25 protein-coding genes are annotated in these 25373 nt (G+C 60.6%); 3 read left to right on the top strand and 22 right to left on the bottom strand.

The genetic code is table 11. From position 1 onward, the window contains the following. Positions 1-36 precede the first annotated feature (36 nt). From dapB to AACL53_RS20375, 5 genes are all read right to left on the bottom strand, one after another. On the bottom strand, positions 37-834 hold the full coding sequence (dapB, locus tag AACL53_RS20355) for a 4-hydroxy-tetrahydrodipicolinate reductase (RefSeq protein ID WP_339086435.1): 798 nt from the start codon (positions 832-834) through the stop codon (positions 37-39). Positions 835-968: 134 nt separating this feature from the next. Further along, positions 969-1502, bottom strand: a complete 534-nt coding sequence (gene ppa, locus AACL53_RS20360) for an inorganic diphosphatase (protein WP_339086437.1) — start codon at positions 1500-1502, stop codon at positions 969-971. Between the two features lie 139 nt (positions 1503-1641). After that, positions 1642-2148, bottom strand: coding sequence for a GNAT family N-acetyltransferase (locus AACL53_RS20365; RefSeq protein WP_339086438.1), 507 nt, complete (start codon positions 2146-2148; stop codon positions 1642-1644). Between the two features lie 154 nt (positions 2149-2302). Further along, the gene (locus tag AACL53_RS20370; RefSeq protein ID WP_092868809.1) at positions 2303-2779 is read right to left on the bottom strand and encodes a phasin family protein; all 477 of its coding nucleotides are present in this window, start codon (positions 2777-2779) and stop codon (positions 2303-2305) included. A 261-nt stretch (positions 2780-3040) separates the two neighbouring features. Beyond that, positions 3041-4336 carry an ATP-dependent RecD-like DNA helicase gene (locus tag AACL53_RS20375; RefSeq protein WP_339087005.1) on the bottom strand — a complete coding sequence of 432 codons (1296 nt, stop codon included), beginning with the start codon at positions 4334-4336 and terminating at the stop codon, positions 3041-3043. Positions 4337-4677: 341 nt separating this feature from the next. Between AACL53_RS20375 and AACL53_RS20380 the strand changes: the two genes are divergently transcribed. After that, positions 4678-4941 (top strand): HigA family addiction module antitoxin, encoded by a 264-nt coding sequence (locus AACL53_RS20380; RefSeq protein ID WP_339086439.1) that lies wholly within the window; start codon positions 4678-4680, stop codon positions 4939-4941. Positions 4942-5088: 147 nt separating this feature from the next. On the opposite strand, the gene AACL53_RS20385 is transcribed toward AACL53_RS20380, so the two are convergent. From AACL53_RS20385 to AACL53_RS20440, 12 genes are all read right to left on the bottom strand, one after another. Then, the gene (locus tag AACL53_RS20385; protein ID WP_339086440.1) at positions 5089-5346 is read right to left on the bottom strand and encodes a PepSY domain-containing protein; all 258 of its coding nucleotides are present in this window, start codon (positions 5344-5346) and stop codon (positions 5089-5091) included. Between the two features lie 120 nt (positions 5347-5466). Further along, the gene (typA, locus tag AACL53_RS20390) at positions 5467-7305 is read right to left on the bottom strand and encodes a translational GTPase TypA (RefSeq protein WP_339086441.1); all 1839 of its coding nucleotides are present in this window, start codon (positions 7303-7305) and stop codon (positions 5467-5469) included. A 220-nt stretch (positions 7306-7525) separates the two neighbouring features. Then, complete coding sequence (locus AACL53_RS20395) at positions 7526-8308, bottom strand: hypothetical protein (RefSeq protein ID WP_339086443.1); 783 nt, start codon at positions 8306-8308, stop codon at positions 7526-7528. A 77-nt stretch (positions 8309-8385) separates the two neighbouring features. Then, positions 8386-9105, bottom strand: a complete 720-nt coding sequence (locus tag AACL53_RS20400) for a site-2 protease family protein (protein WP_339086444.1) — start codon at positions 9103-9105, stop codon at positions 8386-8388. A 57-nt stretch (positions 9106-9162) separates the two neighbouring features. After that, positions 9163-9690 (bottom strand): hypothetical protein, encoded by a 528-nt coding sequence (locus AACL53_RS20405; RefSeq protein ID WP_339086445.1) that lies wholly within the window; start codon positions 9688-9690, stop codon positions 9163-9165. A gap of 1 nt (position 9691) precedes the next feature. Beyond that, positions 9692-9901 (bottom strand): molybdopterin-binding protein, encoded by a 210-nt coding sequence (locus tag AACL53_RS20410; RefSeq protein ID WP_339086447.1) that lies wholly within the window; start codon positions 9899-9901, stop codon positions 9692-9694. Between the two features lie 15 nt (positions 9902-9916). Then, complete coding sequence (locus AACL53_RS20415) at positions 9917-12322, bottom strand: TonB-dependent siderophore receptor (protein ID WP_339086449.1); 2406 nt, start codon at positions 12320-12322, stop codon at positions 9917-9919. A 196-nt stretch (positions 12323-12518) separates the two neighbouring features. Continuing rightward, positions 12519-13379 (bottom strand): N-carbamoylputrescine amidase, encoded by an 861-nt coding sequence (gene aguB, locus AACL53_RS20420; protein ID WP_339086451.1) that lies wholly within the window; start codon positions 13377-13379, stop codon positions 12519-12521. 1 nt (position 13380) lies between these two features. After that, the gene (locus AACL53_RS20425) at positions 13381-14406 is read right to left on the bottom strand and encodes an agmatine deiminase family protein (protein ID WP_339086453.1); all 1026 of its coding nucleotides are present in this window, start codon (positions 14404-14406) and stop codon (positions 13381-13383) included. Positions 14407-14820: 414 nt separating this feature from the next. After that, positions 14821-15039: a hypothetical protein gene (locus tag AACL53_RS20430; RefSeq protein ID WP_339086454.1), complete on the bottom strand. Its 219-nt coding sequence runs from the start codon at positions 15037-15039 to the stop codon at positions 14821-14823. 48 nt (positions 15040-15087) lie between these two features. Continuing rightward, positions 15088-16749 (bottom strand): YbaL family putative K(+) efflux transporter, encoded by a 1662-nt coding sequence (ybaL, locus tag AACL53_RS20435; protein ID WP_339086455.1) that lies wholly within the window; start codon positions 16747-16749, stop codon positions 15088-15090. 143 nt (positions 16750-16892) lie between these two features. Next, positions 16893-18122 carry an argininosuccinate synthase gene (locus AACL53_RS20440; RefSeq protein WP_339086456.1) on the bottom strand — a complete coding sequence of 410 codons (1230 nt, stop codon included), beginning with the start codon at positions 18120-18122 and terminating at the stop codon, positions 16893-16895. Between the two features lie 150 nt (positions 18123-18272). Here AACL53_RS20440 and AACL53_RS20445 point away from each other — a divergent pair, with 150 nt between their 5' ends. Together AACL53_RS20445 and AACL53_RS20450 are read left to right on the top strand one after the other, a co-directional pair. Beyond that, positions 18273-18881, top strand: a complete 609-nt coding sequence (locus tag AACL53_RS20445; RefSeq protein WP_339086458.1) for a 2-hydroxychromene-2-carboxylate isomerase — start codon at positions 18273-18275, stop codon at positions 18879-18881. 213 nt (positions 18882-19094) lie between these two features. Beyond that, positions 19095-19931 carry a hypothetical protein gene (locus tag AACL53_RS20450; protein WP_339086460.1) on the top strand — a complete coding sequence of 279 codons (837 nt, stop codon included), beginning with the start codon at positions 19095-19097 and terminating at the stop codon, positions 19929-19931. Between the two features lie 61 nt (positions 19932-19992). Here the strand turns inward: AACL53_RS20450 and AACL53_RS20455 are convergent, their stop codons facing one another. From AACL53_RS20455 to AACL53_RS20475, 5 genes are all read right to left on the bottom strand, one after another. Continuing rightward, complete coding sequence (locus AACL53_RS20455; protein ID WP_339086461.1) at positions 19993-20586, bottom strand: hypothetical protein; 594 nt, start codon at positions 20584-20586, stop codon at positions 19993-19995. Between the two features lie 121 nt (positions 20587-20707). Further along, complete coding sequence (locus tag AACL53_RS20460) at positions 20708-21454, bottom strand: hypothetical protein (protein ID WP_339086463.1); 747 nt, start codon at positions 21452-21454, stop codon at positions 20708-20710. Between the two features lie 131 nt (positions 21455-21585). Continuing rightward, on the bottom strand, positions 21586-22779 hold the full coding sequence (rlmN, locus tag AACL53_RS20465; RefSeq protein WP_339086464.1) for a 23S rRNA (adenine(2503)-C(2))-methyltransferase RlmN: 1194 nt from the start codon (positions 22777-22779) through the stop codon (positions 21586-21588). Positions 22780-22925: 146 nt separating this feature from the next. After that, positions 22926-24230: an ATP-dependent protease ATPase subunit HslU gene (hslU, locus tag AACL53_RS20470; protein ID WP_339086465.1), complete on the bottom strand. Its 1305-nt coding sequence runs from the start codon at positions 24228-24230 to the stop codon at positions 22926-22928. Then, positions 24227-25330 (bottom strand): hypothetical protein, encoded by a 1104-nt coding sequence (locus AACL53_RS20475; RefSeq protein ID WP_339086466.1) that lies wholly within the window; start codon positions 25328-25330, stop codon positions 24227-24229. The genes hslU and AACL53_RS20475 overlap by 4 nt, the downstream gene beginning before the upstream one ends. Positions 25331-25373 lie beyond the last annotated feature (43 nt).

Raw genomic sequence — 25373 nt, forward strand, 5'->3', positions numbered from 1 at the left:
TCCCGGCGTCTCCAGCAGCGTACGGCAATTGCCTGATTAGATACCCAGCACGTCGGTCATCGCGTAGAGACCCGGCGCGCGGCCTTTTGACCAAAGGGCCGCTCTCACTGCGCCCCGGGCAAAAATCCCTCGATCAGCCGCGCGATGGGTCAGCTCTATGCGCTCTCCCTCGCCAGCAAAAATCACCGTGTGATCGCCGACGACGCTGCCTCCGCGCAACGTGGCAAACCCGATATCTCCTGCCCGGCGAGGACCGGTGTGTCCGTCGCGGACGCGAACGGAATGATCTTCGAGCGCGATTTTTCGGCCAGCGGCAGCGGCTTCTCCCAACATCAAGGCCGTTCCGGACGGGGCGTCTATTTTCGCCCGGTGATGCATTTCAACAATTTCGATGTCGTAGTCGTTCCCGAGCGCGGCGGCCACCTGGCGTGTCAGCGCCTGCAGGAGGTTGAGGCCAAGGCTCATGTTTCCGGCCTTGACGATCGGCGTCCGCTTTGCGGCGTCTGCAATCGCGGCCAGTGCCTCGGCGTCGAAGCCGGTCGTGCCGATGATATCGGCCGTTCCGGAGCTTGCCGCCAGCCGGGCAAATTCCACGCTTGCCTTCGGAATGGTGAAATCGACGATGGCGTCGGCCCCGGCAATAACAGCGGCGGCGTCGCTCGTTACGGCGATGCCGAGGTGCTCGAGCCCCGCGAGTTCGCCGATGTCCTTTCCAAGGACCGACGAGCCCGGCGTTTCGGTGGCGCCGCTAACGCTGCAGCCGGGTTCGGCGGCGATCGCGCGGATCAGTTCGCGGCCCATTCGGCCGGCCGCGCCCATGACGGCGATCTTCATGTCGTCTCCGGTAGCTCGAAGGTAAGCCGTTCAGCCCGGCGGATATAGCAATTCGGTTGCTCGACCGTAAAGGGCAGGTCCGGGATAATTACCGGATCGAGGCCCTTAACGGCGAGCAATCGTCGTCAAATCCGTCAAGCGGGGGTTTTGGCGCGCTTCAGGGCATCGACAATGAGCGATTTGGCTTCGTCGACGTGGCCCCAGTGATCGATCTTCACCCATTTGCCAGGTTCGAGATCTTTGTAGTGGGCAAAGAAGTGCTCGATCTGCTCGATGGAGATCTTCGGAAGGTCGGTATAGGTCGTCACGGTGTCGTAGCGCTTCGTCAGCTTGCTCGAGGGCACCGCGATAATCTTTTCGTCGCCGCCGCCGTCGTCCGACATCACAAGCACGCCGACGGGGCGGCAGTTGATAACTGCGCCCGGAACGATTGCACGCGTGTTGCAGACGAGAACGTCGATCGGATCGCCGTCACATCCCAATGTATGGGGGACGAAGCCGTAATTGCCGGGGTAACGCATCGGCGTGTAGAGAAAGCGATCGACGACGAGAGCGCCGGACGCCTTGTCCATCTCGTACTTGATCGGCTCGCCGCCGACCGGCACTTCAATTACGACATTGATATCATCCGGCGGCATGTTGCCGGGGCTGATTGCGTCGAGACGCATGGGTGGACCTCAAATTAAATCGTTTCGTTTGCGGCCGGACTTCGCGTGGAAGAGCGGCGTTTCCAGGACCGCTTAGGTCACAGCCTGCAAGCATCACATGCGGCAAAAGCAGCCCGCTGGCCATAGGCCAATGGTGCCTTTACCACTCGAACGCGATGCGGGTGCTGAGGACTTTGCCAAATCGGACGCAGGAGCGCCGCGTCGGGCGGCCGCCGCAGCGGATATAGAAGGCTCGGGCCCTGTCGTTGCCTTCGAGCGCCCAGACGATCAAGCGCTCCAGGTCGAGGCCGTCGAGCGTCGCGCGGCAGGCCTCGAACAAATGTTCGCCGATGCCGAGGCCTTGGTAAACGGGCGTTAAGTAAAGCTCGTAAATCTCGCCACCGTCACGGCCGCCGCCACGAGCGCGCCCGCACGTTGCATAGCCTGCGATGGTGTCGCCGTGCAGAGCGACGAGCAGATTTCGTTCGGCCGCGATCGCGCGACGCCACCAAGTGGCATCGCGGCGTATAGTTTCTCGTTCGAGATGGAGAGACGGGAGAATGCCGGTGTAGGCAAGCCGCCATGAATCGCGGAAAACCTGAGCGATCTCCCCTGCGTCGGCAGGCCGGGCGTTGCGGACAGAAACCTCGAGGCTCTGGTTCAGCATACCAACAGTCTAGCGCCAAGACGGGTAAAACGCATCAGCGGTTCTGACCGCGACCCAAATAAAAAAGACGCGGAACAAGTGTCCCGCGTCCAGTTTTCGACCGAAGTGCCCCACTCGACCGGCCTTAATGGCGGCCGTCGTCATACTCGAGTGCTTAGCCGACGCTCTTGAACTGCTCGAACGACTTCGTCGTCGCGGCGCCAACCGTTTCAAGTGTCTGCTTGGTGACCTTGTTCGAAAGCTCGAAGAGCTCCTTCGACTGGGAACCCGCAACGGCGAACTGCTGCTGCCAATAGTTTGCCTGAAGGCGTGCGATTTCCGGGAACGTGCGGGCGCGTGCCATGGCCTGAGCGGCTTCGAAAGCGGCTTCCGTGTTGGCAAGCGTGTTCGCAACGATCTTCTCGCCGATCGACTTAGCGCCGGCCTGGGTCGTCAAAAGGACTTCCTCGGCGACCTTGGCGTTGTCTTTCGCGAGGGATGTGAACTTGTGATAGGCGTCGCGCGATTTCGCGATTGCATCCTCAGCAAACGCGGAAATGTTCTCAGGAACCTTGGCGTCCTTGCCGGCGGTGAACATCTCTTGAGCCTGCTTGGTGAAGTCTTGAACTTGGCGGGTAAAAGCATCGGTCATTGGGGTGACTCCTAATTTTTCAATAAATTGAGTGCGACTTCCAAAGAAGGGCTGGCGCCCGATGGCGAAACCAGTGCTCGATATATATGCAAAGTCATTGTGCGATGCAATATGTTTTTGCTTCGCACTTCCAGAAATGCGCGTTTCAATGCCTAAAGCGCGTCCTTATGCCTCAAATATGGTTAAACGCCGACCTTGAAGGGCAGTTATCCCCTACCCTCTTGTTCGCACATGCGAAGGCTGATGCTCATTTCAAATGCGTCAAAGTTTTGAAAAAACATCGCGATAGCCGATCGCGCTCGGATCGAACATAACGTCGCGGCGCGTGAGAGGACGGGCCAGAACCAGTCCTTCGAGCGTCCGGCAGCGCGAAAGCGCGACGTACGTCTGGCCGTGCGCGAACGTGCCTCCGCCGAGGTCGACATAGACCTTGTCGAGTGTCAGCCCCTGGGCTTTGTGAATCGTCAGAGCCCAGGCGAGACGAAGCGGGAATTGCTTGAACGTCCCTGCGATCGTCTCGACGATCTTTTCGGCGGATTGATCGAAAGCGTAACGCCGATGTTCCCAGGCGACCTGCTCGACTTCGTATTCCTTGCCTGAAACTTCGACGAAGATCTGCTTATCCGTCAGGCGCGAGACGCGGGCGATCGTGCCGTTGACCCAACGCTTGTCGGGATCGTTTCTCAGCATCATCACCTTGGCGCCGACCTTCAGCTCGAGAGCGACGTCGGCCGGCTGGACGTTCGTTGCAAAGTCGCCGGTGATATTCGCATCGAAACGCGTCGGCTGGCCTTTCAGCGCTTCGAGATACGCGGTGTTGATGCGCTTGGCGGCTGCGTTCGTCGTCGTCAGGATCACATACGGCTCGCCTTCGGCAAGCGTGCGGATCGGGCTGACGCGCTTGTTGATGAAGGCGAGATCGTCGTCGCTGACGCTGCCTTCGCGCACGGAGTTCAGCACATGGATCAGCGCGTCGTCGGTCTGGCGGAAGATCTGGTCGAGTTCGAGAAGCGCCGTGCCGCTTCCTTCCCTGAGCGCCGGTATCGAAAAGAAAAATGGGCTTCCGTGCGTTTCGACGAGATGCGTGAGGACTTCGCGCTCCTGAATGACCGGCGGCAATTGATGAAGATCGGCGAACAGCAAGATACGCGCGCCACCGAAGGGCTCGCGCGGGCGTCCGCGGTTGACGCGAAGTGAGCGGTCTATCGCCCACATCATATCGGATCTGACCATCGAGGCTTCGTCGATGACGACGAAATCGAGTTCGCGCATCACGCGGCCGTTGCGGCTTCGGCGAATGTCACTTTCCTGAATGAGCCGAGGCGGAAAGCCGAAGAATGAATGGATGGTCTGGCCGCCGATGTTGATCGCGGCGAGGCCGGTCGGTGCGAGCACGACCATGCGGTCTTCGTAGGCGTCGCGCAGCGCTTTGAGCAGTGTCGACTTGCCGGTTCCGGCGCGTCCGGTGACGAACAGGTTGCCGGTCTCTTCTTCCATGAAGGCGGCTGCGCGCTCGAAGGCCGGCGTCGGCGTTACGCCGTTGGGCCAATCGATCACCGCAGCCAACGGCTGTCGATGGCCGTCTCCAATGATGTGTCGATGGAAGGAGGCATTGTCAGGTGGTTCGGCCCATTGCCCCGGTGACGCCGAATTGGCGCCCGGCAGTCAAACCAAACGTCGACTCATAAGTCAAATCGGCGCCGGGCAGGTTGCTCTCAGGGCGCGGGTCCGGGCATCGTATCATCGGCGGCGAGGGAGACGAATTTACGCAGCACGGCCACGCTCCAGCTCGAATTTCCAGGCGCGAAAGCCATGCGGCCGGCACATTTGCAAGTCAAAAAGGTATGCTGATCGCCATATCTTTTTTCGCGACCAATCCATCTACGAGGGGGCAACAGATGGCGCGCATACGCACGCATCCCGGCAAGATCATATGGTACGACTACTGCGAACCACGCGATTGGAGCGTCAGGCAATTCGCCGAGAAAATGAGCATGACCCCCGAAGATGCGGTCGAGATCATCTTGGGCGAGCGCCGCGTCGACGGGGAGACGGCAGCTCGGCTGGCGTCTCTATTCAACACGACGCAGGGGTTCTGGCTGCATTTGCAGCGTAAATACGACGCTTCGAAACTGAAAGCGGCAAAGCGCGCGGATTACTGACGGCGCCATCGTAGGCCACGGCTTCGCGATCAGGATCGCAAGCTGAAGCTCGCCTCTTATGTCCCAAGTGGGGCCTGATGAGATAAAATTACGGGCGGAACTCCGAAGGAGCCGCCGCCCGAAATATCATTCAATGAGTTTGCGACGTTAGTCGGCGCTCATGTTGATCAGCTTAAAATTCTTATCAAACTTCAAGTCGTACTGACCGCCCTCTTTGCATTTGGCATCGTCGAGTTCGTAAACGCCGCTGCCTTCAGATTCCTTTTCCCACTTGCCGCCTTCGCATCCCACTGCGGCGGCTGCGGCCGTTGCGCTCTTCATCTCGGCCTCGGAGAGCGGTGTGTCTGCAAACGCAGGCATGGACATCGCGATCACTGCACCAACTGCGATGGCAAAACGCTTCATCAGGTCTTCTCCTATGACTTGGTCTATCACCCAAGCGTCATTTGGGTGATGAATACCTCAGGACAACCCGGGAATTTTTCCCGAGTGCCTGAAATCACAAGGAAATGAGCCCTCGTTACCTCAAGCAGCGCCGCTCGCGCGATCGGCTTCGCTCTTGCGGCTTTGGCGCTTGCGTTCGTTGGGATCGAGCCAGCGCTTGCGCAGGCGGATCGACTTCGGCGTGACCTCGACGAGTTCTTCGTCGGTGATGTAGCTCATCGCCTTTTCGAGAGTCAGACGCATCGGCGGGGTCAGCAGCACGGCGTCGTCCTTGCCCGAGGCGCGGACGTTCGTCAGCTTCTTGCCCTTGACGACGTTGACTTCGAGATCGTTCTCGCGCGAGTGCTCGCCGACGATCATGCCCTCGTAAACGCGGTCCTGCGGGTTGACCATGAACGGGCCGCGATCCTGCAGGTTGAAAATGGCGTAGGCGACGGCTTCGCCTGGGCTGTTGGAAATCAGCACGCCCGTGCGGCGTCCGGCGATTTCACCCCGGTACGGCTTATAGGCGTGAAACAGCTTGTTCATGATGCCGGTGCCGCGCGTGTCGGACAGAAGCTCCGACTGATAGCCGAGCAGGCCGCGCGTCGGTACGTGGAACACCATGCGTGTGCGTCCACCGCCGGACGGGCGCATCTCGAGAAGATCGCCTTTGCGCTCGGCGAGCTTCTGCACGACGACGCCCGTGTAGTTGTCGTCGACGTCGACGATGACTTCCTCGATCGGCTCGAGGCGCTGGTTGGTCTCGGGATCTGTCTCGAACACCACCTTCGGCCGCGACACGGTCAGCTCGAAGCCTTCGCGGCGCATGTTCTCGATCAGGATCGCGAGCTGAAGCTCGCCTCGGCCCGAGACGATGAAGCTGTCGTTATCGTCGCTTTGTTCAATGCGAATAGCGATATTGCGCTCGGCTTCCTTCAGCAGGCGATCGCGGATGACGCGGCTTTGAACCTTATCGCCCTCTTGGCCCGCAAAAGGCCCGTCGTTGATGCGGAACGTCATCGACAGCGTCGGCGGATCGACGGGCTGGGCGGGCAGCGGTTCGGTAACTGCCGGATCGCAGAGCGTATCGGCGACGTTCGCCAAGCTCATGCCTGCGAGCGCGATGATGTCGCCGGCGCCTGCCGATTCAACCGGGGTGCGCTCGAGGCCGTGAAACGCCAGAACCTTTTGAACGCGGAAGCTCTCCAGAACCTTGCCTTCGCGGTCGAGGGCCTTCAGCTGCTGGTTCGGCTTGACGGTGCCCGACGTAACGCGCCCCGTGAGAATACGGCCAAGGAAGGGATCGGCGTCCAGCGTCGTCGCAAGCATACGGAACGGGCCATCGTCGACGGCCGGCGGCGGCACGTGATCGAGGATGAGATCGAACATCGGCGCCAGATTTTCCTGCGGACCCGCAGGATCGCGCGCCATCCAGCCCGAGCGGCCTGAGCCGTAGAGAATGGGGAAGTCGAGCTGCTCGTCGGTCGCGTCGAGGTTCGCAAAGAGGTCGAAGACTTCATTCAAGACGTCTTGGTGCCGTTCGTCCGGGCGGTCGATCTTGTTGATCGCGACGATCGGGCGGAGGCCGCGCTTCAGGGCCTTCGAGACGACGAATTTCGTCTGCGGCAGCGGGCCTTCCGAGGCGTCGACAAGCACGATGACGCCGTCGACCATGTTGAGGATGCGTTCGACCTCGCCGCCGAAGTCGGCGTGACCGGGCGTATCGACGATGTTGATGTGGGTACCTTTCCACTCAACGCTCGTACATTTGGCGAGGATGGTGATGCCCCGCTCGCGTTCGATGTCGTTCGAGTCCATCGCGCGTTCGGCGACCTTCTGGTTTTCCCGGAACGAGCCGGACTGCTTCAGAAGCTCGTCGACGAGTGTCGTCTTGCCATGGTCAACGTGAGCGATGATCGCGATATTGCGAAGGGCCATTTCAAACCTGAGTTATGGATGAGCGCCACGGGCTGTGCCACTGCAGCGCAATATAGGGCTCGCACCTAGCATGGCGGCACGGCGCTGTGCTAGGCAGCTTCGGAAATCTAGGGTGCGGCTTATCAGTCGGAAAGCCCGACATGGCGCCCTTTGGCACGATATTTGTTATGTGGTGCCGCAGAGGCGCATATCCACCCCGATTAGACCGCTCAGGACGCTGCTAGCGGACAGGGACGCTTTCAGTCGCCGGTTTTGAGGCTTCTTCCTCGGTCCGCAGGGTTGTTAGAAATTCGTCAATATCGGGCCGCGGAGAGGGTTCGCGCTCAAGGCGCCGCCGCTGGTTCTCCGCGACGACGAGCGCCGAGACAGCCGCCCCCGGGGTCTTCAGGCGGCGGCTTCCGGGGATCAATAACGGATGCTGCGGCTCTTCCAGGTCGAGCTCTTCCAGGAAGGTTTCGCGAAGTGCCGCGAACGCTTGCAAAATCGCATCGCGGACAAGTGCCTTCTTCTCGTTCGATGCCTCCGGCGTGACCCTTGGATCGAGCGTCTGAAGCGCCCGGCGCATGTCATGGAGCGGGGCATAGGGATAAAGGCCGATCAGGCCATCGGTTTCGCCGGTGTTGCGATAGACGATGCGCATCGTGTCGATCGTCTCGCTGATCCGGTAGTACGCCGCGAGATAATCGTCGGTCGCGAGGTAAGGCTTTTCACAGGTCGACAGCAGGACGGATTTCGTCCGCACGATGTTGCGCCATTCCTCTTCGAGGCTATCGATGAAATTCGACCGCTTCTGGAAGACGTTGGAAATATAGGCGACGCCGCCCGTCGCGATCAGCAACGACATGTCGCGCATGAATTCGTAAACGTTGCTGGCAGCGGAGACGACAAAGGGCGGAAGGCCCGGAACGTCGTCGGCGAACTTCGACGCGAGCAGCAAAAGCAGTACCACGGCGAGCAGCCAATACAGCCGCGAGAGCGTGCGGTTGACGGAGACGCGGGTCATGACATCAAAACTCCGGCGGGCGCTACGCTAGGCGCGAGATATGCCCGGAGAAGCGGGTCTTTTGCAAATGCCGCCCGCTAATTATTTTCCCCGTCGGCGGGCTGCTTCAAGATCGACCAGTTGATGATCGCGATCTGGGCGCCGATCAGCAGCATCACGAGATTGATGCGAAACCCGATAAAGGCGGCCCATAATCCGACGATGACACCGAGCAGGGCAATCGTCCGGACAGCACCCGCTTCAGGCAGTATCGCGCCCAGCATGTCCCGATAGATCCTGCCGCCATCGAGCGGAAAGGCCGGGAGCAGATTGAAGACGAGCATCGCCAGGTTGATGCCGCCGAGCGTCAGCGCGGCTTGCAACTTCCACGGACTGTCTTCGAGCCATGGTGCGGGGTCGATCGGGCCGAAGCGGCCATTGAAGCCGACTTCGGGTTGGCCGAGAGCATTCCAGCCCAGAAGAAAGATCAGCCCGTTGGTCAGGGGGCCCGCAAACAGGATGATGATGTTTGCGAGTTTGGACGGGGGCGGGCGGAGCATCCGGGTCCAGCCGTAGAACCCGCCGACAAGAATTTCACCGACTGGGACGGCGAAAAGCCGGGCGACGAGTGCGTGACCGATTTCGTGGAGGAGCACCGACAGAAAGACTCCGGCCACGAGGACGGAGAAGGCAACCGGGGATTGCTGGAAGATGCCGATCAGGAATAGCGGCACCAGAGCGAACGTGATGTCGACCTTGATCGGAATTCCGGCGAGGCGGAAGATTTCCAGTCTCGGCGTATCGGCAAGGTAATTCATGTCAGTCCTGCCAATCCGCCGAGTGAAAAAGTCCTTCAGACTCTTATCGCCCGGCCTCTACTCGGCTTGCCGGATGGCGAACTTGATCGAGTCCTTTTTAATGTTGCTGAATTGGACGGTAAACGGTGTGGCATCCAAATTAAAGCGAAGTGTCTTTCTGACTCCATCGCAATCGGATTTGCCGCTGTGTGCTGTCGGCTTCAACGGCTTGCCATCCTGCACGATGTCAATCCAGCCGGGGGATTGGAGCGTGACCTGATACAGGCCAGGTGCGCTGCTCGGACTCTGGAAATCGACGATACCGCCGTAAACGTCGCCTTCCGGTTTCAGTCTGCCTGTCGGCGCAACGGGGAAGACCACGGCGCTCATCGGTTCGAGCGAAAGCGTCATGGCTTTTGCGGGTGGTTCGGCAAGTTTTGCGCCGGATTTTAAAGCTTCGCTGTCCGGAGCCTTCATCCATTGGAGTTCGGTCTTGATCGGCCAGGGAAAGCTATCGCAGCCCCCGGTCTCGGCAGCAAAAGCCGTCGATGCCGCTGCCAGCACGACAGTACAGGCAGCGACGGGCAACAATCCGAATTTTCTCATGCTAGTTTACCATCACCATGACGTCGGTCGCTTTGATTACGGCGGACGCCGCCATGCCTTTGACGAGCCCGAGGTCATCAACGGCCTCGTTGGTGATCGAGGCCATCACGATGGTGCCGCCGCCGACATCGATCCGTACGTGGGAGGTTGTCGCGCCCTTATGGACGTCGACGACCGTTCCTTTGATGACGTTTCTTGCACTGATTTTCATCGGACCTCCTCTTCATCAGAAGCGAGCCCGCACATTAGCGAACAACTGCCGCCCTGGCTCGGGGAAACCATCTGCCAGAGAATAATTTTCATCGAGCAAGTTCATGGCGCCAATCGCAATTGAGGTGCCCTCGGTAAACGTATATTCAGCCTGGAAGTTCACCAGAGCGTAGGCGCCGAGATCAATGTAGTTCGGCTTGCCGGTGTAACCGCTCGTCTTACCGCAGTTGCCGGTCGCGTTGGCGGCGCCTGTCGTATTCACAAGCGTCGATGAGCAACTGGTGACGAGGGCCGTGCGGTCGGTCGCGAGTTCAACGCTCGGCGTCAGCGTCAGCCTGTCGGTGGCTTTCCATGCGAGATAAACGAGCGCCTTATGCCGGGGCGTGCCTTCGAGCTGCGTGGCGGCGACTGAATTATACTCCGTTGTCGTCGAGCCTGGGGCGAGCGTTGCTGAGTCAAAGTCGAGGTGGCGCTCGAGATAGGTGTAGTTGCCGCCGAGCCGCAGCCCGGGCATCACGTCCCAGTCGGCCGACAGTTCGAAGCCGTAGTTATAGCCATCGGCGTTGAAGCCGATGATCGAGTTCTTGCTGTTGGCGCCGCCCGAGAAGGCGTTCTGAATGCTGTCGTCGATGTTGGCATAGAAGATCGCCGACGATACGTGGACATTTCGGAACACGGTATCGCTGATGCCGATTTCGTAGTTCGTCGCGCGCTCGGGAGCGATGTCGGGGTTTGCCGTCTTCGAGCCAAAGCGCGTGCTGTAGCGCTCGAACAGCGTCGGGAAGCGCGTGCGGCTCGATACGTCGGCGTGGACCTTGCCGGTGTCGCTATAGCTGTAGATCGCTGCGGCTTGCCAGTTCCAGGCATCGACGTCGGGCTTATCGGTGCCGCCGTTGGCATAGAGAACTTGATTAGTGTCGTAGCTCGTGCCGGCTACGATATCGAGTGAGCGCGTGGCGTGGAACGTGTTCTCGAGAGCGAAAGACCACGTTTCTTCCGACTGCCGTTTCGCGGGATCAAGGGTAACCGAATAGGTCGGTACGTATTTGTAGTTGATGCTTTGCTCATTGTGGAAGTCGCGACGGAAGTGAATCGCGCCCTTCAGCGTGTTCATCGGAATGAGGTCTGTGCCCATTTCGACGAAGCCACCGTAGGAATAGTCATCGTAGGGGCTGTCGGTGAACTGGTTTGTATAGGTCGCGTTCGGATAGAACGAGATCGAGTTCTGGAAGGTGTTATAGTAGGCGTTGGTCTTGACGTATGACGCATCGCCGAGCTTCGTCTTCGACAGCCAGGACAGCGATGACGTATCCCATTGCGGCCAATCCCAATAACGAACCGTGTTGCCGTTGAAGTAGCCCTGCACGATCTGCCGTTCGGTGCTCAGCGGCGCGCCCTTTTCGCCCTGCTGATTGGTGTAGTTGATGCTGTATTCGTCGGTCGCGTTCGGGGTCAGGCCGACCTTGGCGTTGATGCGCCAATCGCGGAAGTCAGAATTATCGCGTTCGCCGCTTCTCTGATACGGGAAGCCCGCCGCGACGCCCTGGTTATAACCGAGTGTCGAGGAATTGGCGGGCTTAAAGTCGTGCGAGAGGTTGAAGTGGTCCTGGTCGACGATGTTGCCGCTGACCTGGGCGTAGTAGCCCTTCTGGCGCGTGCCGGCGTAGGCGTAAGCGTTCCAGGAATTGAGGCTGCTGAGATCACCGTCGGTGACGAGACCGGTGCGGCCCTCGAGTTCGATTTCCTTCGTCGGCTTGCGGCTCACGAGGTTGATCGCGCCGCCTTCGCCGCCTGGACCGTTCAGGACGGAGACGTAGCCTTTTGCAACCTGGACTTCCGCGAGGTCCGGCGTCAGGAAGCGGCTGAAATCCAGCCGGTTATCGGCCGGCAGATAAACGCGCACGCCGTCGATCGACAGCGGCACCTGGTAGCGATTGAAGCCGCGCACGAAGATATCTTTTTCGTTGCGGCTGCCGCCGGAGTTGGTCGACGACACGCCGGGCAACAGGTTGACGGCCTGATCGAGCGAGTTCTTGTTGAACGTCCACATCGCTTCGTTGGTGACGGTGCTGCCGCCGATCATGTCGATCTGGCCGAGCGTGAATACGCCGATCGCGGGACCGCCAGATTTTGACGTTGAGCCGGTAGGACTTGCGCCGCCTGCAGATCCTTCACTCGCGTCGGCGGTGTTTTCTTTCGCCGTGCCGGACGTGGCGGCCTTCACAACTTGCGGGGCAGACTTTGGTTGGGCGCGGCGGCCGAGCGGTTCGGTCGGCGACTGCACAACGACAGGTGGGAGAACCGAGGCCTCGTCGGCCGTTACATCGCCACCTGGTGTCGGCGCCTGTTGAGCTTCTGCTTGATGCGATTCAACAACGAATACGCACACGGCCGCTACGGCGGCCAACGCAATCCGCGACATCTTCCCCCCAATTTCTTTCTTACGCGGTGCCCCCGCACCGAACGTCTCGTTATAGTCAGAAGGATATATAGCCACACAGCTATAACGATGGGCAAGCGTAAATCGTCGCACCGGTTTTCGCGGTGCGACGACGCTCATTGGCAGGGAGTAAACTTATTCGCCTCTCGCTATCGCGATGAGACGCAAACGTATCCGCTCAGATGATGCTCTTCGCGTAGAGGTCGGTGCGGCGGTCGCGGAAGAATCCCCACTCGGCGCGATACGTTTCGATGAGGTCGAGATCGAAGGTGTGAATGAGAACGCCTTCGTCCTGCGCGCCGAATTTCTGGACGAGTTCGCCGCGGTGGTCAGAGATGAAAGAGTGGCCGTAGTACTTCTGCTTCACGCCATCGTTGTCTTCCTCGCCGATGCGATTGGCTGCAACGATCGGCACGGAGTTCGAAACGGCGTGGCCCTGCATCGCGCGCTGCCACTGGAGATGCGTGTCGAGTGACGGATCGTAAGGTTCCGATCCGATTGCGGTCGGATAGAATAAGATCTCGGCGCCTTGGAGAACCATGGCGCGGGCGCTTTCCGGGTACCATTGATCCCAGCAGATGCCGACGCCGATCTTTCCGCGTTTCGTATTCCACGTCTTGAAGCCGGTATCGCCCGGCCGGAAATAATACTTTTCCTGGTAGCCGGGGCCGTCCGGAATATGGCTCTTGCGATAAACGCCGAGGATTTCGCCGTCTGCGTCGGCAATTGCGATGCTGTTGTAGTAGCGGGGGCCGTCCTTCTCGAAGAACGATATCGGGATGACGACCTTCAGCGACTTCGCGATCTCGCGGAGTGCGATCACGCACGGATGCTCCATCACCGGATGCGCGGTTTCAAACCACTTCGGGTCCTGACGCGTGCAGAAGTAGATGCCTTCGAACAGCTCGGACGGCAGAATGATTTCTGCGCCGCGGTCAGCGGCCTCGCGAACAAGCGCTTCCGTCTTGGCGATATTGATTTTGATATCGTGTCCGTAGGACGTCTGAATGCTGCCGACCGTGATCGAGCGTCGCGCCATCTTACAGGGGCTCCTGTTGTGTGATGCAGTGAAATGATCCGCCGCCGGCCAGTCCGCAGCCAAGCAAACCGCGAGACGATACGCCAACAACTGCGCGTGTGGGAAAAACGGCCTGTAAAGCCTGAAGCGCGTCTGCCTCTGTCGCAGTTCCATAAATCGGCACAACGACAACGTCGTTGGCGATTATGAAGTTCATATGGGAAGCCGGCGAAACGTCACCAAGGGCATTGCGGTAAAGGCCGACACCCGGAATGCGAATGACCTCGAGCTTGCGGCCGAGCGCGTCGGTCGCGGCTTCAAGGCGCGCCGCGATGGCGTTCAACGTTTCAGCGTTCGGATCATCGGGGCCGGCGGGCGCCTGGCAGACGACGCGGCCAGGCGCGACGAAGCGCGCGATGTTGTCGACGTGCCCGTCGGTGTGGTCGTTCTTGAGGCCTTCATCGATCCAGATGACCGTCTTCGCGCCGAACGCTTCGGAGAGCGCCTGTTCAGCTGCTTCTTTCGTCCAGCCATTGCGATTGGGGTTGAGCAACGTCTGCCGCGTCGTCAGGATCGTGCCTTCTCCGTCGTGGTCGACGGCGCCGCCTTCGAGCACAAAATCAAAACGGCGAATGGGCGTCTTCGCAAGCTCGGCAACGTCGTCGCCGACGGTTGCGTCATCGGGGAGATCGTATTTTCCGCCCCAGCTGTTTGTCTTGAAGCGAAGAGCAACGGCGTTGTTGCGGCTCCGTGCGAAAATCGGGCCGGTGTCGCGTAGCCAGATATCGCCGTACTTCGCGGGGATGATTTCGGCCGCATCGCCGAGTGCTGCGAGCGCCGAGTTGCGCGCTTCTTCGCCGTTCGCGAGAAGCCGGACCTTGTTGCCGGCGATGCTGAGCGCGCGTATGAGCGCCGCCACGTCGCGACGGGGCGTTTCGAGATCGCCGCGCCATTCATCCGGATCGGCCGGCCATGCGGTCCAAATCGCCTTTTGAGGCGCCCATTCGGCGGGCGTCACCACCGGCGTTTTGTCCGCCACTGCGTTCATTCTCAGGTCCTCACAATTATCGTTTCGAGACGCATTTTATCATCGAGCACGCGATGTCGGGGATCGAGACCCCCTCGTCAAGGCCAGAGATGGCCGAGGAGGTGCGTCACACCGCAAATTCGCGCGGTCGAGGGTCCTATCCGACAATGACGATGGTGAGATGACGGTATTGGTGCGGTCGAAGGGCCGAGGCGGGGCCTTGACGACGGGGAGCACATGCAAGGAGCCGTAGAATACAGCACCTGAAAAAAAGCGGGAGCGGCTGCCGATGATGGGGCGCGTGCCGAGTGAAACGCCCTGACGCCATCGGGGCCAGCCGGTCCCGTGGAATGTAAAATGCCGATTGATTCGTTAACAGATCGTTAACTCGTCAGTGTGCGGCGCGTCCGTTCCGGCTGTGCCAGTGCGAAACCGTCAGGCGCGCCTGCCGAACATCGATGCAAACAGGCCGACGATGATTAGTGCCGGGATGACGATGAGCGCGATGGCGCCGATTGTTACCGCGATGCCGAGCATCAGGAATGCCATGACGGCGAACAGCAGGACCGCCGCCACGAATATCACAAACTTGACCGCCCATTCCCGCCAGCCGGTGAGCACCGTGGTCTCGCCGTTTCTCGTAATGACGATCATGGTCTCAACCTCTATTTGAACTTCATACCGGTTCAGAATTTAATGTCGTTACGGAACTCGTGCAGCCATTGCGTCGGCGATTTCCTGTGATCCCTGGATGACGATATTTGTACCACAAGCTTGGAGGTGCGTTACCTCAGCGTCGGAATGACCTCGCACGATGATCGGCAACCCGGGGTTCGCTGCCCGGGCCTGGGCCACAATTTGCCCTGCTTCGAAGCTGTCGGGGATGGCGACGAGCAGACATTTTGCTTGCTGCAGATTTGCAAATTTGAGAAGGGCCACGGCGTTGCCCGCGACTGCTTCAACCTTCTTTTCCTTGAGCTTGTTCACGACGTCATCGTTCTCGTCGATGACGTACATCGGTATATGCCGCCGTTCCAGTATTTCGCCGATAGGACGTCCTACACGGCCATAGCCGATCAATACGGCGTGGTCCTGCAACGCCGTCTTTTCGATTTTGACGGGCGGTGCCGGCTGAGGCGCGTTCGCCGCCTCTCGCTTTTCGAGCTTCTCCTCATACCGGTCGAGCGCGAAGAAGAGCAGCGGGTTCAGCATTATGGAGCCGATGGCGCCAGCCAGGACGAGTTCCCGGCCCAGTTCGGGCAAGACGCCGAGCGTGACGCCTAGGCCCGCCAGAATAAACGAGAACTCGCCGATCTGCGCCAAGCTGACTGAAATCGTGAGCGCGGTCGTCGCGGGATAGCCGAATGCGCGAACAATGCCGTAGGCCGCCACCGATTTGCCGACGATGATGATCGTCAGCGTCGCTATGACGGCAAGAGGATCGCGGAGAAGAATGGCCGGATCGAACAACATGCCAACGGATATGAAGAAGAGCACCGCAAAGGCATCTCGCAGCGGAAGTGTTTCAGATGCCGCCTGCTGACTGAGCGTCGATTCGCTCAGGATCATGCCGGCGAAGAAGGCGCCAAGTGCGAATGACACGCCGAACAGCTTGGCCGCTCCGAAGGCCGTTCCGAGCGCAATCGCGAGTACGGCCAGGCGGAAGAGTTCTCGAGATCCGGTGTGGGCAGCGTAGTGCAAAATCCATGGAATAATTCGGCGGCCAGCGACGAGCATCAGAACAACGAAGGCGACGATCTGGAGTACGGTGACTGCAAACGTCTTGAGAAGATCGAAGTTCTCAGCTTGGCTTGTCGCCACGTCCGTTGTGGTGGCGGTGAACAGTGGGAGCAGCGCCGGCAGCAGCACCAGCGTCAGCACCATCACGACGTCTTCGACGATGAGCCATCCGACGGCGATGCGGCCACGTTCGGTATTGAGAAGCCGTCTCGCCTGCATCGCTCGCAACAATACGACGGTACTTGCGACGGAGAGCGCGAGGCCCATAACGATGCCGGCTCCCGGCTGCCAGCCGAGATGAAGCGAAAGGCCTAAGCCGAGCAGCGTCGCGACGATGATCTGAACTACGGCGCCCGGGATCGCGATGGCTCGGACCGACCAGAGGTCTTTCATCGAGAAATGCAGCCCGACACCGAACATCAACAAGATGATGCCGACTTCCGCGAGCTCGGAGGCGATCGTCTGATCAGCAACAAAACCGGGCGTTCGCGGGCCGAGCGCTACGCCTGCAATAAGGTATCCGACGAGCGGCGAAGCGCGGAGACGCTGCGCTATCGCTCCAAATATGAAGGCCAAACTGAGGCCGACGACGATCGTAGCTATCAGGGGTGTTTCGTGAGGCATCGAATCCTTCTTCCGGACGGAGGAAGGCCGCACTTTTCACTACGAGCGTCGCAATTTCAACCTCGGTGCCATCTGGACGCTCTGTGGGGCGTCTCAGATGGTCACGGCGGAGGCTCGCGGTCAGCGAGCGGGAGAAACGAGACTTACGTCTTGTTTCGTTGGCCGAGCGTGCGCAAACGCAGCGCATTGAGCTTGATGAAGCCTTCGGCGTCCTTCTGGTCGTAAGCGCCTTTGTCGTCTTCGAACGTGACGAGCGTCGGCGAATAAAGTGTCTTCGGGCTCGCGCGGCCGATGACGATGACATTGCCCTTGTAGAGTTCGAGCGTTACTTCGCCCTCGACGTTCTCCTGGCTCTTGTCGATCAGGGCCTGAAGCATCTCGCGCTCGGGCGAGAACCAGAAGCCGTTGTAGATCAGCTCGGCGTAGCGCGGCATGATCTCGTCTTTGAGATGCGATGCGCCGCGATCGAGCGTCAGGCTTTCGATGGCGCGATGGGCGGTAAGCAGGATCGTGCCGCCGGGTGTTTCGTAAACGCCGCGCGATTTCATTCCGACGAAGCGGTTCTCGACGAGATCGAGACGGCCAATGCCGTTGTCGCGCCCGAGATCGTTCAAGGCCTTCAAGAGCGTGGCGGGCGAAAGCTTCTTGCCATCGAGCGAGACGGGATCGCCCTTTTCGAAGCCGATCTTGATGGTCGTCACCTTGTCGGGCGCGGTCATCGGCGAGATGGTGCGCTGATAGACCATCTCGGGCGGCTTCGTCGCGGGGTCTTCGAGCACTTTGCCTTCCGACGAGGAGTGCAGAAGGTTGGCGTCGACCGAGAATGGGCTCTCGCCCTCCTTGTCCTTGGCGACGGGGATCTGGTTCTGGCGAGCGAAATCCAGAAGGTCTTCGCGGCCCTTGAACTTCCATTCGCGCCAGGGCGCGATGATCTTGATGCCGGGCTCGAGCGCATAATAGCCGAGCTCGAATCTCACCTGATCGTTGCCCTTGCCTGTCGCGCCGTGGCAGACGGCGTCGGCGCCGACCTTGCGGGCGATCTCGATCTGCTTCTTCGCGATCAGCGGACGGGCGATGGACGTGCCGAGCAAATAAACGCCTTCGTAGACCGTGTTGGCGCGAAACATCGGGAATACGAAATCGCGGACGAATTCCTCGCGCAGGTCTTCGATGAAGATGTTCTCTTCCTTGATGCCGAGCATCAGGGCCTTCTTGCGGGCCGGCTCCAGCTCTTCACCCTGTCCGAGGTCGGCGGTGAACGTCACGACTTCGGCGCCGTAGGTCTCCTGCAGCCACTTGAGGATGATCGAAGTGTCTAAACCGCCGGAATAGGCGAGAACGACCTTTTTCACGGATTTAGGCGCGGCGCTCATGGGAGATCTGGCTTTCGAATTTGGAATGGGACGGAAACGCGCGGCACTATAGGGTCGGCGGCGCTGCCTGCAAGTCCGGTTGATGCCATGTCCTACATGTCGCAATCGGGCTTAGACATTAACGACAGCGGGCTCAACTGAGGAAGCGCAATGAAACCGACTATCGTCTTCTGGTACGAGTTCGCGTCGACCTACTCTTACCTGAGCGCCATGCGGATCGAGGAAACGGCAGCCGAGGCCAACGTCGCCGTCGATTGGAAGCCATTTCTGCTCGGGCCGATTTTCAAATCGCAGGGCTGGGAAACCTCGCCTTTCAATATCTATCCGGCGAAGGGCCGCTACATGGTGCGGGACATTGGACGCACCGCGGCGTCGCGCGGAATTCCTTTCCAGATGCCGGCGTCGTTTCCGGCCAACGGATTGAAGGCGGCGCGCCTTGCGATCGCGGCGCGAAGCAAAGGCGCGGACGCCGCATTCAGCCGTGCGGTCTTTGCCGCGGCCTTTGCCAAGGGTTTGGACATCTCCGATGACGCTGTGTTGACGGATTGCCTGACGAGCACCGGTCTCGAGGCGGACGATCTGCGGCGGCTCAGTACGGATATCGCGGTCAAGTCGGAGTTGCGGGCCAATACGGAAGAGGCGCAGGCGCTCGGGATATTCGGTGCGCCGAGTTTCAGCACGCCGGATGGGGAAATGTTCTGGGGAGACGACCGGCTCGACCAAGCTTTGGCCTGGGCGAGGAAGCGCGCGCCCGAATGAATGAGGCTTGATTTTCCAACGTTTTGAGCCGGATGCGGGCTTAGGCGATGGCTTCCCGGCGGGTATTTGTGGCGCAAATGACGCGCATTAACCGCTTCCGCACCGCAGCAAACTCATGAACACAAAAAAGGCTTCGCAAAGGTGTTTGCGATGTTTCTGTCCAACGTCAACTGATAGAAGCACGGGAATATATCTCATCGGGGGAGAGCGGCCGTGATCAGGTCGAATCGCATCGTCGGGAATCTGGTGTGGTTAGGTTTGCTCGGCTGCGCCATGGCGCTGCCGCTGGCCGCCGAAGAGATCACCGTAACGATCCCACCGGACGATCCGCCGGCACAAACGGCGGCGCCAGCTCAGGCACCTGATCAGGCGGCGCCGCAGCCCGCGGCAGTCCCGGCCTTCACGCCTCACGACAATCTCCAGAAGTCCGCCGACAGCAGCGATCCGACTGCGCATCCGACGGATTCCGTCGCGGCGCCAGCTCCAGCTGCTACGGTCAAACACAAGCAGAAGGCAGCGGCTGCTCCTGCCGCCGCGCCGGCTCCGGCGCCAGCTGATGGTTCGGCCATGCCGGCTGCAACCGACGGAACGACAAAGCCCGCCGAAAAGCCGAAGACGGCGAAAGCGAATTCGCCATGCTTCAATATCGATGAGAACGCCTGCGGCGAACTCAGTAAAGTTTGCATCTGGGTTGCGGCGGGCACCAACGACGCGGGCAAGCCGACGAAGGCCCGGTGCCGGTCCCTGGCAATTCTGAAGAGAGAAGAAGAGAAGGCCGCAAAAGCTGCCAAGGCGACTGGCGCCACGCCGGAAGTTCTGCCGTGGGCCACGAACGGCGCAGCAGCGCCGCCGGCGGCTGCCGATGGGGCCGCTGCGGCTCCTCCGGCCGATGCAACCAAGACTGCCAAGAAGACGAAGACGGCCGCCGTGAAGAAGACGCCGAAGCCGAAGCCCGAAACGGTCAACGCCGCGCCAGCTCCTGCTGTTGGCGACGCGGATGCCGCGGCTGCGCCCGCTTCCGGTTCAGCTCCGGAGCCTGACGCGCAATAGGGGTTTCAGGTTGAATCCGTAGCGCCTGCCGGGTCGATCCCTCGTCGGGCGGGGCTTATCTTCAGTGCAAATAGGCCGACCACGGCGAACGCGGCGCGAAGTGCCGGTCCATCGCTTGGCGTCCTTCGGGATTTCCAAATACGAGCCGCCACTGCGTACATGCGGCGTCCGCCGCATCCATCGCTGATGTGCTTGCCCGGGCCGTCGGTGCCGCCACTGCATACGGCACGCCGTAGGACAGCATCATCGCCATCATGGGACCCTGATAGAGCGTCCAAGGCGAACTGCCCCAGTATGCCTGAACCGATGCGGGCCAGAACGTATCGCCGCCCGGAAATACGCGCGACGCGGCGACGGCCTGCGTCGCGCCGGGCCAGTAAGCGAGAGATGCGCCGGCCATCGCCAACCACGCCTGCATGATTTCGTTCTGGAAGGGTGCGGGCGCGTGGGCCACCGGGGTCCAATCACCGAACCAAGCAGACCAGGCCAAGGGCTGCGGTGCAGGAGGTTCAGGCGCGAGGAGACCTTCCGGCGTCATGTCGTCGTAAAGGCGTTTCTGACACGCCAAGCCTGCGGCTACGGAAGCCTGCCCCATCTCGAACATGGCTTCCGTCGCTTTCTGCAGAAAGCGGAAATGCAGGGCGCAATCGAACAAAATACTGTCCCTCAGGTTCGGCTTTGACGGTACCAGGGATGGTGCGTCGCAGCAACGATGAAGCCGTTCTGCCGCACTGTTGGTTAATCAACTGTTCGCGAGGTCGGCCACCCGAAGGGGGTCAGTGCAGCGTCTGCGTTTTATCGCGGCCGTTTGGCGCCGGGTTGCCGTCGCTATCGATCATCTCGTCGTCGCTCTCGTTTGCCATGGCGGCAGCAGCGTCGTCGGACCGTTGCCGGTCAGATCTTGTTTTCGACAGCGTCAGGCGCTGCATGATCGGACGCCCGCCGCGCGTTTGCTCGCCCTCGGTCGGCGGTCTCGTTATCACGACTTCGGCGCCGTCATTATAATTCTCGGCGCGTGGCGCCACTTCGGATGGCGTGGCCGTCACTCCAGCCGTCACTTCAGCTGTTGCTTCTGCTGTCTGGGGCACCGATGCCGTTCTCGCCTGACGCTCGCCATGCGGACGTCCTGCAAACTGACCGGCGGCGAGCCAATAAAAGAAGCCTCCGAAGAAGCCGATCGTGAGGAATGCCTTGACCGCGTAATTGTTGAGGATCGTCGTCGGCTGGCCCACGACCTCGCTCTCATATTGCGCGACGAAGCCGAGCATCGAGATCGCGACGCCGGCAAACAGATAGAACGTCAGCGAGCGGACGGAGAACGACTCGCTCAAAATCGCGACGATGAGAACGAAGACGGATGCGAAAATTCCGAGATGCGTTGCGGCCAGCAGACCGAGCTCGATTGTTTCGCCAGCCGTTTTCGGCAACCGCTCGATGGGCTCGGTCAGCACGTCGATAGGTGTCGTGACGAACATCACGGTCACGAGCCCCGCGGCCAAGCTCGCGAGTACGAACCCGAACATAACACGCGCTATTGTGCTGAGAAACCGTAGCACGACGACCCCGCCCCTGCGTCTCATCTCGTGCGAAATGTATATGAGTGAGCGCGGCGGGCTCAATCAAAATAACGCGGCGACCGCGGGAGAACCGCTCGTCAGGCGCCCTGGGACGCGGCGTTGCGCTCGCTGGCCGAGAGCTTGAGGCTTTCAGATCTAAGTTGCCCGCAGGCCGCAAGAATATCGCGTCCGCGGGGTGTGCGGACGGGGCTCGCGTAACCAGCCCGATTTACGACGTCTGCAAATCGTTCGATGGTTTCCCAATCCGAGCATTCATAACGCGTGTTCGGCCACGGATTGAACGGGATTAGGTTGATTTTGGCGGGAATTCCCGCGAGGAGGCGCACGAGCGCCCGCGCCTCCGCGAGGCTGTCGTTGACGCCTTTCAGCATCACATATTCGAACGTGATGCGCCGTGCATTCGAGAGCCCCGGATAATTGCGGCAGGCCTCGATAAGCTCAGCGATCGGATATTTGCGATTGAGCGGCACGAGTTCGTCGCGCAGCGCATCGTTCGTCGCGTGCAGCGAGATGGCGAGCATGGTGTCGGCTTCTTCGCCCCAACGCGGAATTTCGGGAACGACACCCGACGTCGACAGCGTGATGCGCCGCTTCGAGAGCGAGAGGCCTTCGCCGTCCGACGCGATATCCATCGCGGCTTTGACGTTGTCGAAATTGTAGAGCGGCTCGCCCATGCCCATCAGCACGACGTTCGTTATCTTGCGTTCGCTCTGCGGCAGCAGACGGCCGTCGTCGGGGCCCTTGGCGCCGGGCCAGTCACCGATGCGGTCGCGGGCCAGCATGATCTGGGCGACGATTTCTTCCGTCTCGAGATTGCGCACGAGCTTCTGCGTGCCGGTGTGGCAGAACGAGCAATTCAGCGTGCAGCCGACCTGGCTCGAAATGCAAAGCGTGCCGCGGTCGCTCTCGGGGATGTAGACGGTTTCGATTTCCGGCGCGCGTGCTTCGTGACCGCGCTTCGGGAGCCTGAGGAGCCATTTGCGCGTACCGTCGACGGAGATCTGTTCGGAGACGATCTCGGGACGATCCAGCGTGTACAGCTCTTCGAGCTGGCGGCGCAGATCCTTCGACACATCCGTCATGTCTTCGAAGCGGCTGACGCCGCGTACGTAGATCCAGCTCCAGAGCTGGCCGACGCGCATGCGGAGCTGCTTTTCCGGAACGCCGGCCGCGGCGAGCGCCAGTTTCAAGCGGTCGCGCGTCAACCCCGCGAGCGAGAGCTTGGCGGCGGGCTGGTCTGCGTCAATCTTGATTAAAGGCGCGGCGGTCATAGCGAAAACATGCTTTCGGTTCGGAAAGCGCTCCTTTTACAGGGGTTCGCGAAAAGTGCCTAGCGGCACATTTTCGCTACCTTTTTGTTGGCGCACGGCGACTCGCGTTCCGCGAGCCGGCCGCCATGCGCGGACGTGAGCGTTAATTACAGGATAAACCGGCTCAGATCGGCGTTCTTCGAAAGGGTTCCGACGCGTTCCGTCACGTAAGGGCCGTCGATTACCACGGTTTGCACGCCTCGGTCGGAGGCTTCGAACGAAACGTCGTCGAGGACGCGCTCGAGCACCGTCTGAAGCCGCCGGGCGCCGATGTTCTCAACGGTCGAGTTCACCTCGACGGCCGCGTCGGCGATGGCTTCAATCGCGTCCGGTTTGAATTCGAGCGTGACGCCTTCTGTCTGCAGCAGGGCCACGGATTGCCTGATGAGACTGACCTGCGGCTCCGTCAGGATGCGCTTCATGTCTTCGCGCGTCAGAGCATTCAGCTCGACGCGGATCGGGAGACGGCCCTGCAATTCCGGCAAGAGGTCGGAAGGTTTCGAGACGTGGAACGCGCCCGAGGCGATGAAGAGGATATGATCCGTCTTCACGGGGCCGTGCTTGGTCGCGACGGTCGTGCCTTCGATCAACGGCAGGAGATCGCGCTGCACGCCTTCGCGCGAGACGTCGGCACCGCCGCGCGCAGCGTCGCCGCGCGATGAAATCTTATCGATCTCATCAAGGAACACGATGCCGTTGTTTTCGACGGCGGTAATCGCTTCCCCCGCGATCTGATCGCTATCGATCAGCTTGTCGCTTTCTTCGGCAATGAGAATGTCGAAGCTATCCTGAACTGTGACTCGGCGCGACTTCGTTCGCTGCCCGAGCGCCTTGCCCAGCATCTCGCCGATGTTGATCGTCGCCATCGAGCCGCCCGGCATGTCGAACGAGGGGATGGGGGAGGAGGTATCGGCGACGAGGATGTCGATCTCCTTGTCGTTCAATTCATTGTTGCGGAGTTTCTTGCGGAAGCTGTCGCGTGTCGCGGGGGACGAGCCGGAGCCGACGAGCGCATCGAGCACGCGTTCTTCCGCGGATTTTTCGGCTTTCGCGCGGACGCCTTGGCGTTTCGTTTCCTTGACGAGGGCGATGCCGACTTCAACGAGATCGCGAACGATGCTGTCGACGTCGCGTCCGACGTAGCCGACCTCGGTGAACTTGGTCGCTTCGACCTTGAGGAACGGCGCACCCGCGAGCTTCGCCAACCGGCGGGAGATCTCCGTCTTGCCGACGCCCGTCGGGCCGATCATCAGGATGTTCTTCGGCAGAACTTCGTCGCGAAGCTCGCCGGTCAACTGCTGACGGCGCCAGCGGTTACGGAGGGCTATGGCGACGGCACGCTTGGCGTCGGCTTGGCCGACGATGTAGCGGTCTAGTTCGGATACGATTTCGCGCGGTGAAAAATTCGTCATTGTCTCGCTTCAGGAAGATAGGGAGCAAAGGCGGTTTTTTGCAGGTGCGGCAAAAGCCTGTTCCTGATCGGGTGCCAAAAGACGCCCAGACACAGGACGAAAATGCCGACGACGCCGAGCGTCAGCACGAATGTCGAGGGGGCGGCTCCGCCGCTCGACAGGAGAATGCCGCCGCTCAGGAGATCGTAGACGGCGTATGTGAAGTAGATGAGCGACGACACGAGGAGCGCGCGCCGATCGATGGCGAGCGCGAAAACGGCGAGCAGAAGCACTGTTGCCAAGATGGCCGCCGATGTGGGGGTGCCGTTCGTCGACTGCTTGATGAGAAGGATGACCGGCGAAACGATCAGCGGCGCTGCGACGAGCTGCAGCCAGAAGGCGCAGTCGGAGAGGCGGGTTATCCGTTTCGTGTCGCGGGCATCGTAGGCGAGTGCTGCGCCGAGAACGACAAGGCCATAGCCGAAGGCGACGAACGACGGGCCGATCTCCACGATTTGGAGAAGGCTCCTGCTGACGACGGCGTAGCCGAAGAACGCGATCAGCGCGAGTGCGAACGGGAGGCGGAAACGCAGGTAATAGACAATCGCGGCGACGAGCGCCGGTCCGCCGAACGTGAGCGATGGGTTGCGCCAGAATGCGAATTCGGAGTCGGCGTCCCAGTGAGATGAGGCGAAGTTATTCCAGTGCATCTGGACCACGACGGCCGCAGCGGCGAATGCGACGAACAGCGTGGAGAGCACTATTCCCGGCAGCACGGCGCGCAGCCGCCCGACGAGGATTTCACTCAAGATCCAGAAGGTCAGCGCTGCGAACGCGAGGGCGCCGAACCAGCTCATGCCGAAGGCGCTTGTCGAACTCAGGATGAGGAAGGCGCCGGCGACGAGCAGCACGCCAATCGTCAGGAAGACGTCGTTGAAGCCGTTGAGGAAGCGAAAGCGCTCTTCATCGGCGATGGCAGGTTCGCCATCGGGACCCAAAACCGCGGAACTCAAAACCGCGGAACCCTGGCGCATCGCCTGCAACTTCTCGGCCTGCGCCGCGTCGATGACGCCGGCCTCGACCGCCGCTTTCAGATCTTCAGGTGATAATGCGCTTGGCATCTGGTCAGTGATCCGGGTGTTGGCGATTGGCGTTTCGCTCGGT

The organism is Hyphomicrobium sp. ghe19 (assembly GCF_902712875.1).
In the GTDB taxonomy this organism is placed as follows: Bacteria; Pseudomonadota; Alphaproteobacteria; order Rhizobiales; family Hyphomicrobiaceae; genus Hyphomicrobium_B.

Excerpts from the sequence above, each read along its gene's own strand:
- dapB (WP_339086435.1), bottom strand. The coding sequence starts at position 834 with ATGAAGATCGCCGTCATGGGCGCGGCCGGCCGAATGGGCCGCGAACTG.
- ppa (WP_339086437.1), bottom strand. The coding sequence starts at position 1,502 with ATGCGTCTCGACGCAATCAGCCCCGGCAACATGCCGCCGGATGATATC.
- AACL53_RS20365 (WP_339086438.1), bottom strand. The coding sequence starts at position 2,148 with ATGCTGAACCAGAGCCTCGAGGTTTCTGTCCGCAACGCCCGGCCTGCC.
- AACL53_RS20370 (WP_092868809.1), bottom strand. The coding sequence starts at position 2,779 with ATGACCGATGCTTTTACCCGCCAAGTTCAAGACTTCACCAAGCAGGCT.
- AACL53_RS20380 (WP_339086439.1), top strand. The coding sequence starts at position 4,678 with ATGGCGCGCATACGCACGCATCCCGGCAAGATCATATGGTACGACTAC.
- AACL53_RS20385 (WP_339086440.1), bottom strand. The coding sequence starts at position 5,346 with ATGAAGCGTTTTGCCATCGCAGTTGGTGCAGTGATCGCGATGTCCATG.
- typA (WP_339086441.1), bottom strand. The coding sequence starts at position 7,305 with ATGGCCCTTCGCAATATCGCGATCATCGCTCACGTTGACCATGGCAAG.
- AACL53_RS20395 (WP_339086443.1), bottom strand. The coding sequence starts at position 8,308 with ATGACCCGCGTCTCCGTCAACCGCACGCTCTCGCGGCTGTATTGGCTG.
- AACL53_RS20400 (WP_339086444.1), bottom strand. The coding sequence starts at position 9,105 with ATGAATTACCTTGCCGATACGCCGAGACTGGAAATCTTCCGCCTCGCC.
- AACL53_RS20405 (WP_339086445.1), bottom strand. The coding sequence starts at position 9,690 with ATGAGAAAATTCGGATTGTTGCCCGTCGCTGCCTGTACTGTCGTGCTG.
- AACL53_RS20410 (WP_339086447.1), bottom strand. The coding sequence starts at position 9,901 with ATGAAAATCAGTGCAAGAAACGTCATCAAAGGAACGGTCGTCGACGTC.
- AACL53_RS20415 (WP_339086449.1), bottom strand. The coding sequence starts at position 12,322 with ATGTCGCGGATTGCGTTGGCCGCCGTAGCGGCCGTGTGCGTATTCGTT.
- aguB (WP_339086451.1), bottom strand. The coding sequence starts at position 13,379 with ATGGCGCGACGCTCGATCACGGTCGGCAGCATTCAGACGTCCTACGGA.
- AACL53_RS20425 (WP_339086453.1), bottom strand. The coding sequence starts at position 14,406 with ATGAACGCAGTGGCGGACAAAACGCCGGTGGTGACGCCCGCCGAATGG.
- AACL53_RS20430 (WP_339086454.1), bottom strand. The coding sequence starts at position 15,039 with ATGATCGTCATTACGAGAAACGGCGAGACCACGGTGCTCACCGGCTGG.
- ybaL (WP_339086455.1), bottom strand. The coding sequence starts at position 16,749 with ATGCCTCACGAAACACCCCTGATAGCTACGATCGTCGTCGGCCTCAGT.
- AACL53_RS20440 (WP_339086456.1), bottom strand. The coding sequence starts at position 18,122 with ATGAGCGCCGCGCCTAAATCCGTGAAAAAGGTCGTTCTCGCCTATTCC.
- AACL53_RS20445 (WP_339086458.1), top strand. The coding sequence starts at position 18,273 with ATGAAACCGACTATCGTCTTCTGGTACGAGTTCGCGTCGACCTACTCT.
- AACL53_RS20460 (WP_339086463.1), bottom strand. The coding sequence starts at position 21,454 with ATGTTCGGGTTCGTACTCGCGAGCTTGGCCGCGGGGCTCGTGACCGTG.
- rlmN (WP_339086464.1), bottom strand. The coding sequence starts at position 22,779 with ATGACCGCCGCGCCTTTAATCAAGATTGACGCAGACCAGCCCGCCGCC.
- hslU (WP_339086465.1), bottom strand. The coding sequence starts at position 24,230 with ATGACGAATTTTTCACCGCGCGAAATCGTATCCGAACTAGACCGCTAC.
- AACL53_RS20475 (WP_339086466.1), bottom strand. The coding sequence starts at position 25,330 with ATGCCAAGCGCATTATCACCTGAAGATCTGAAAGCGGCGGTCGAGGCC.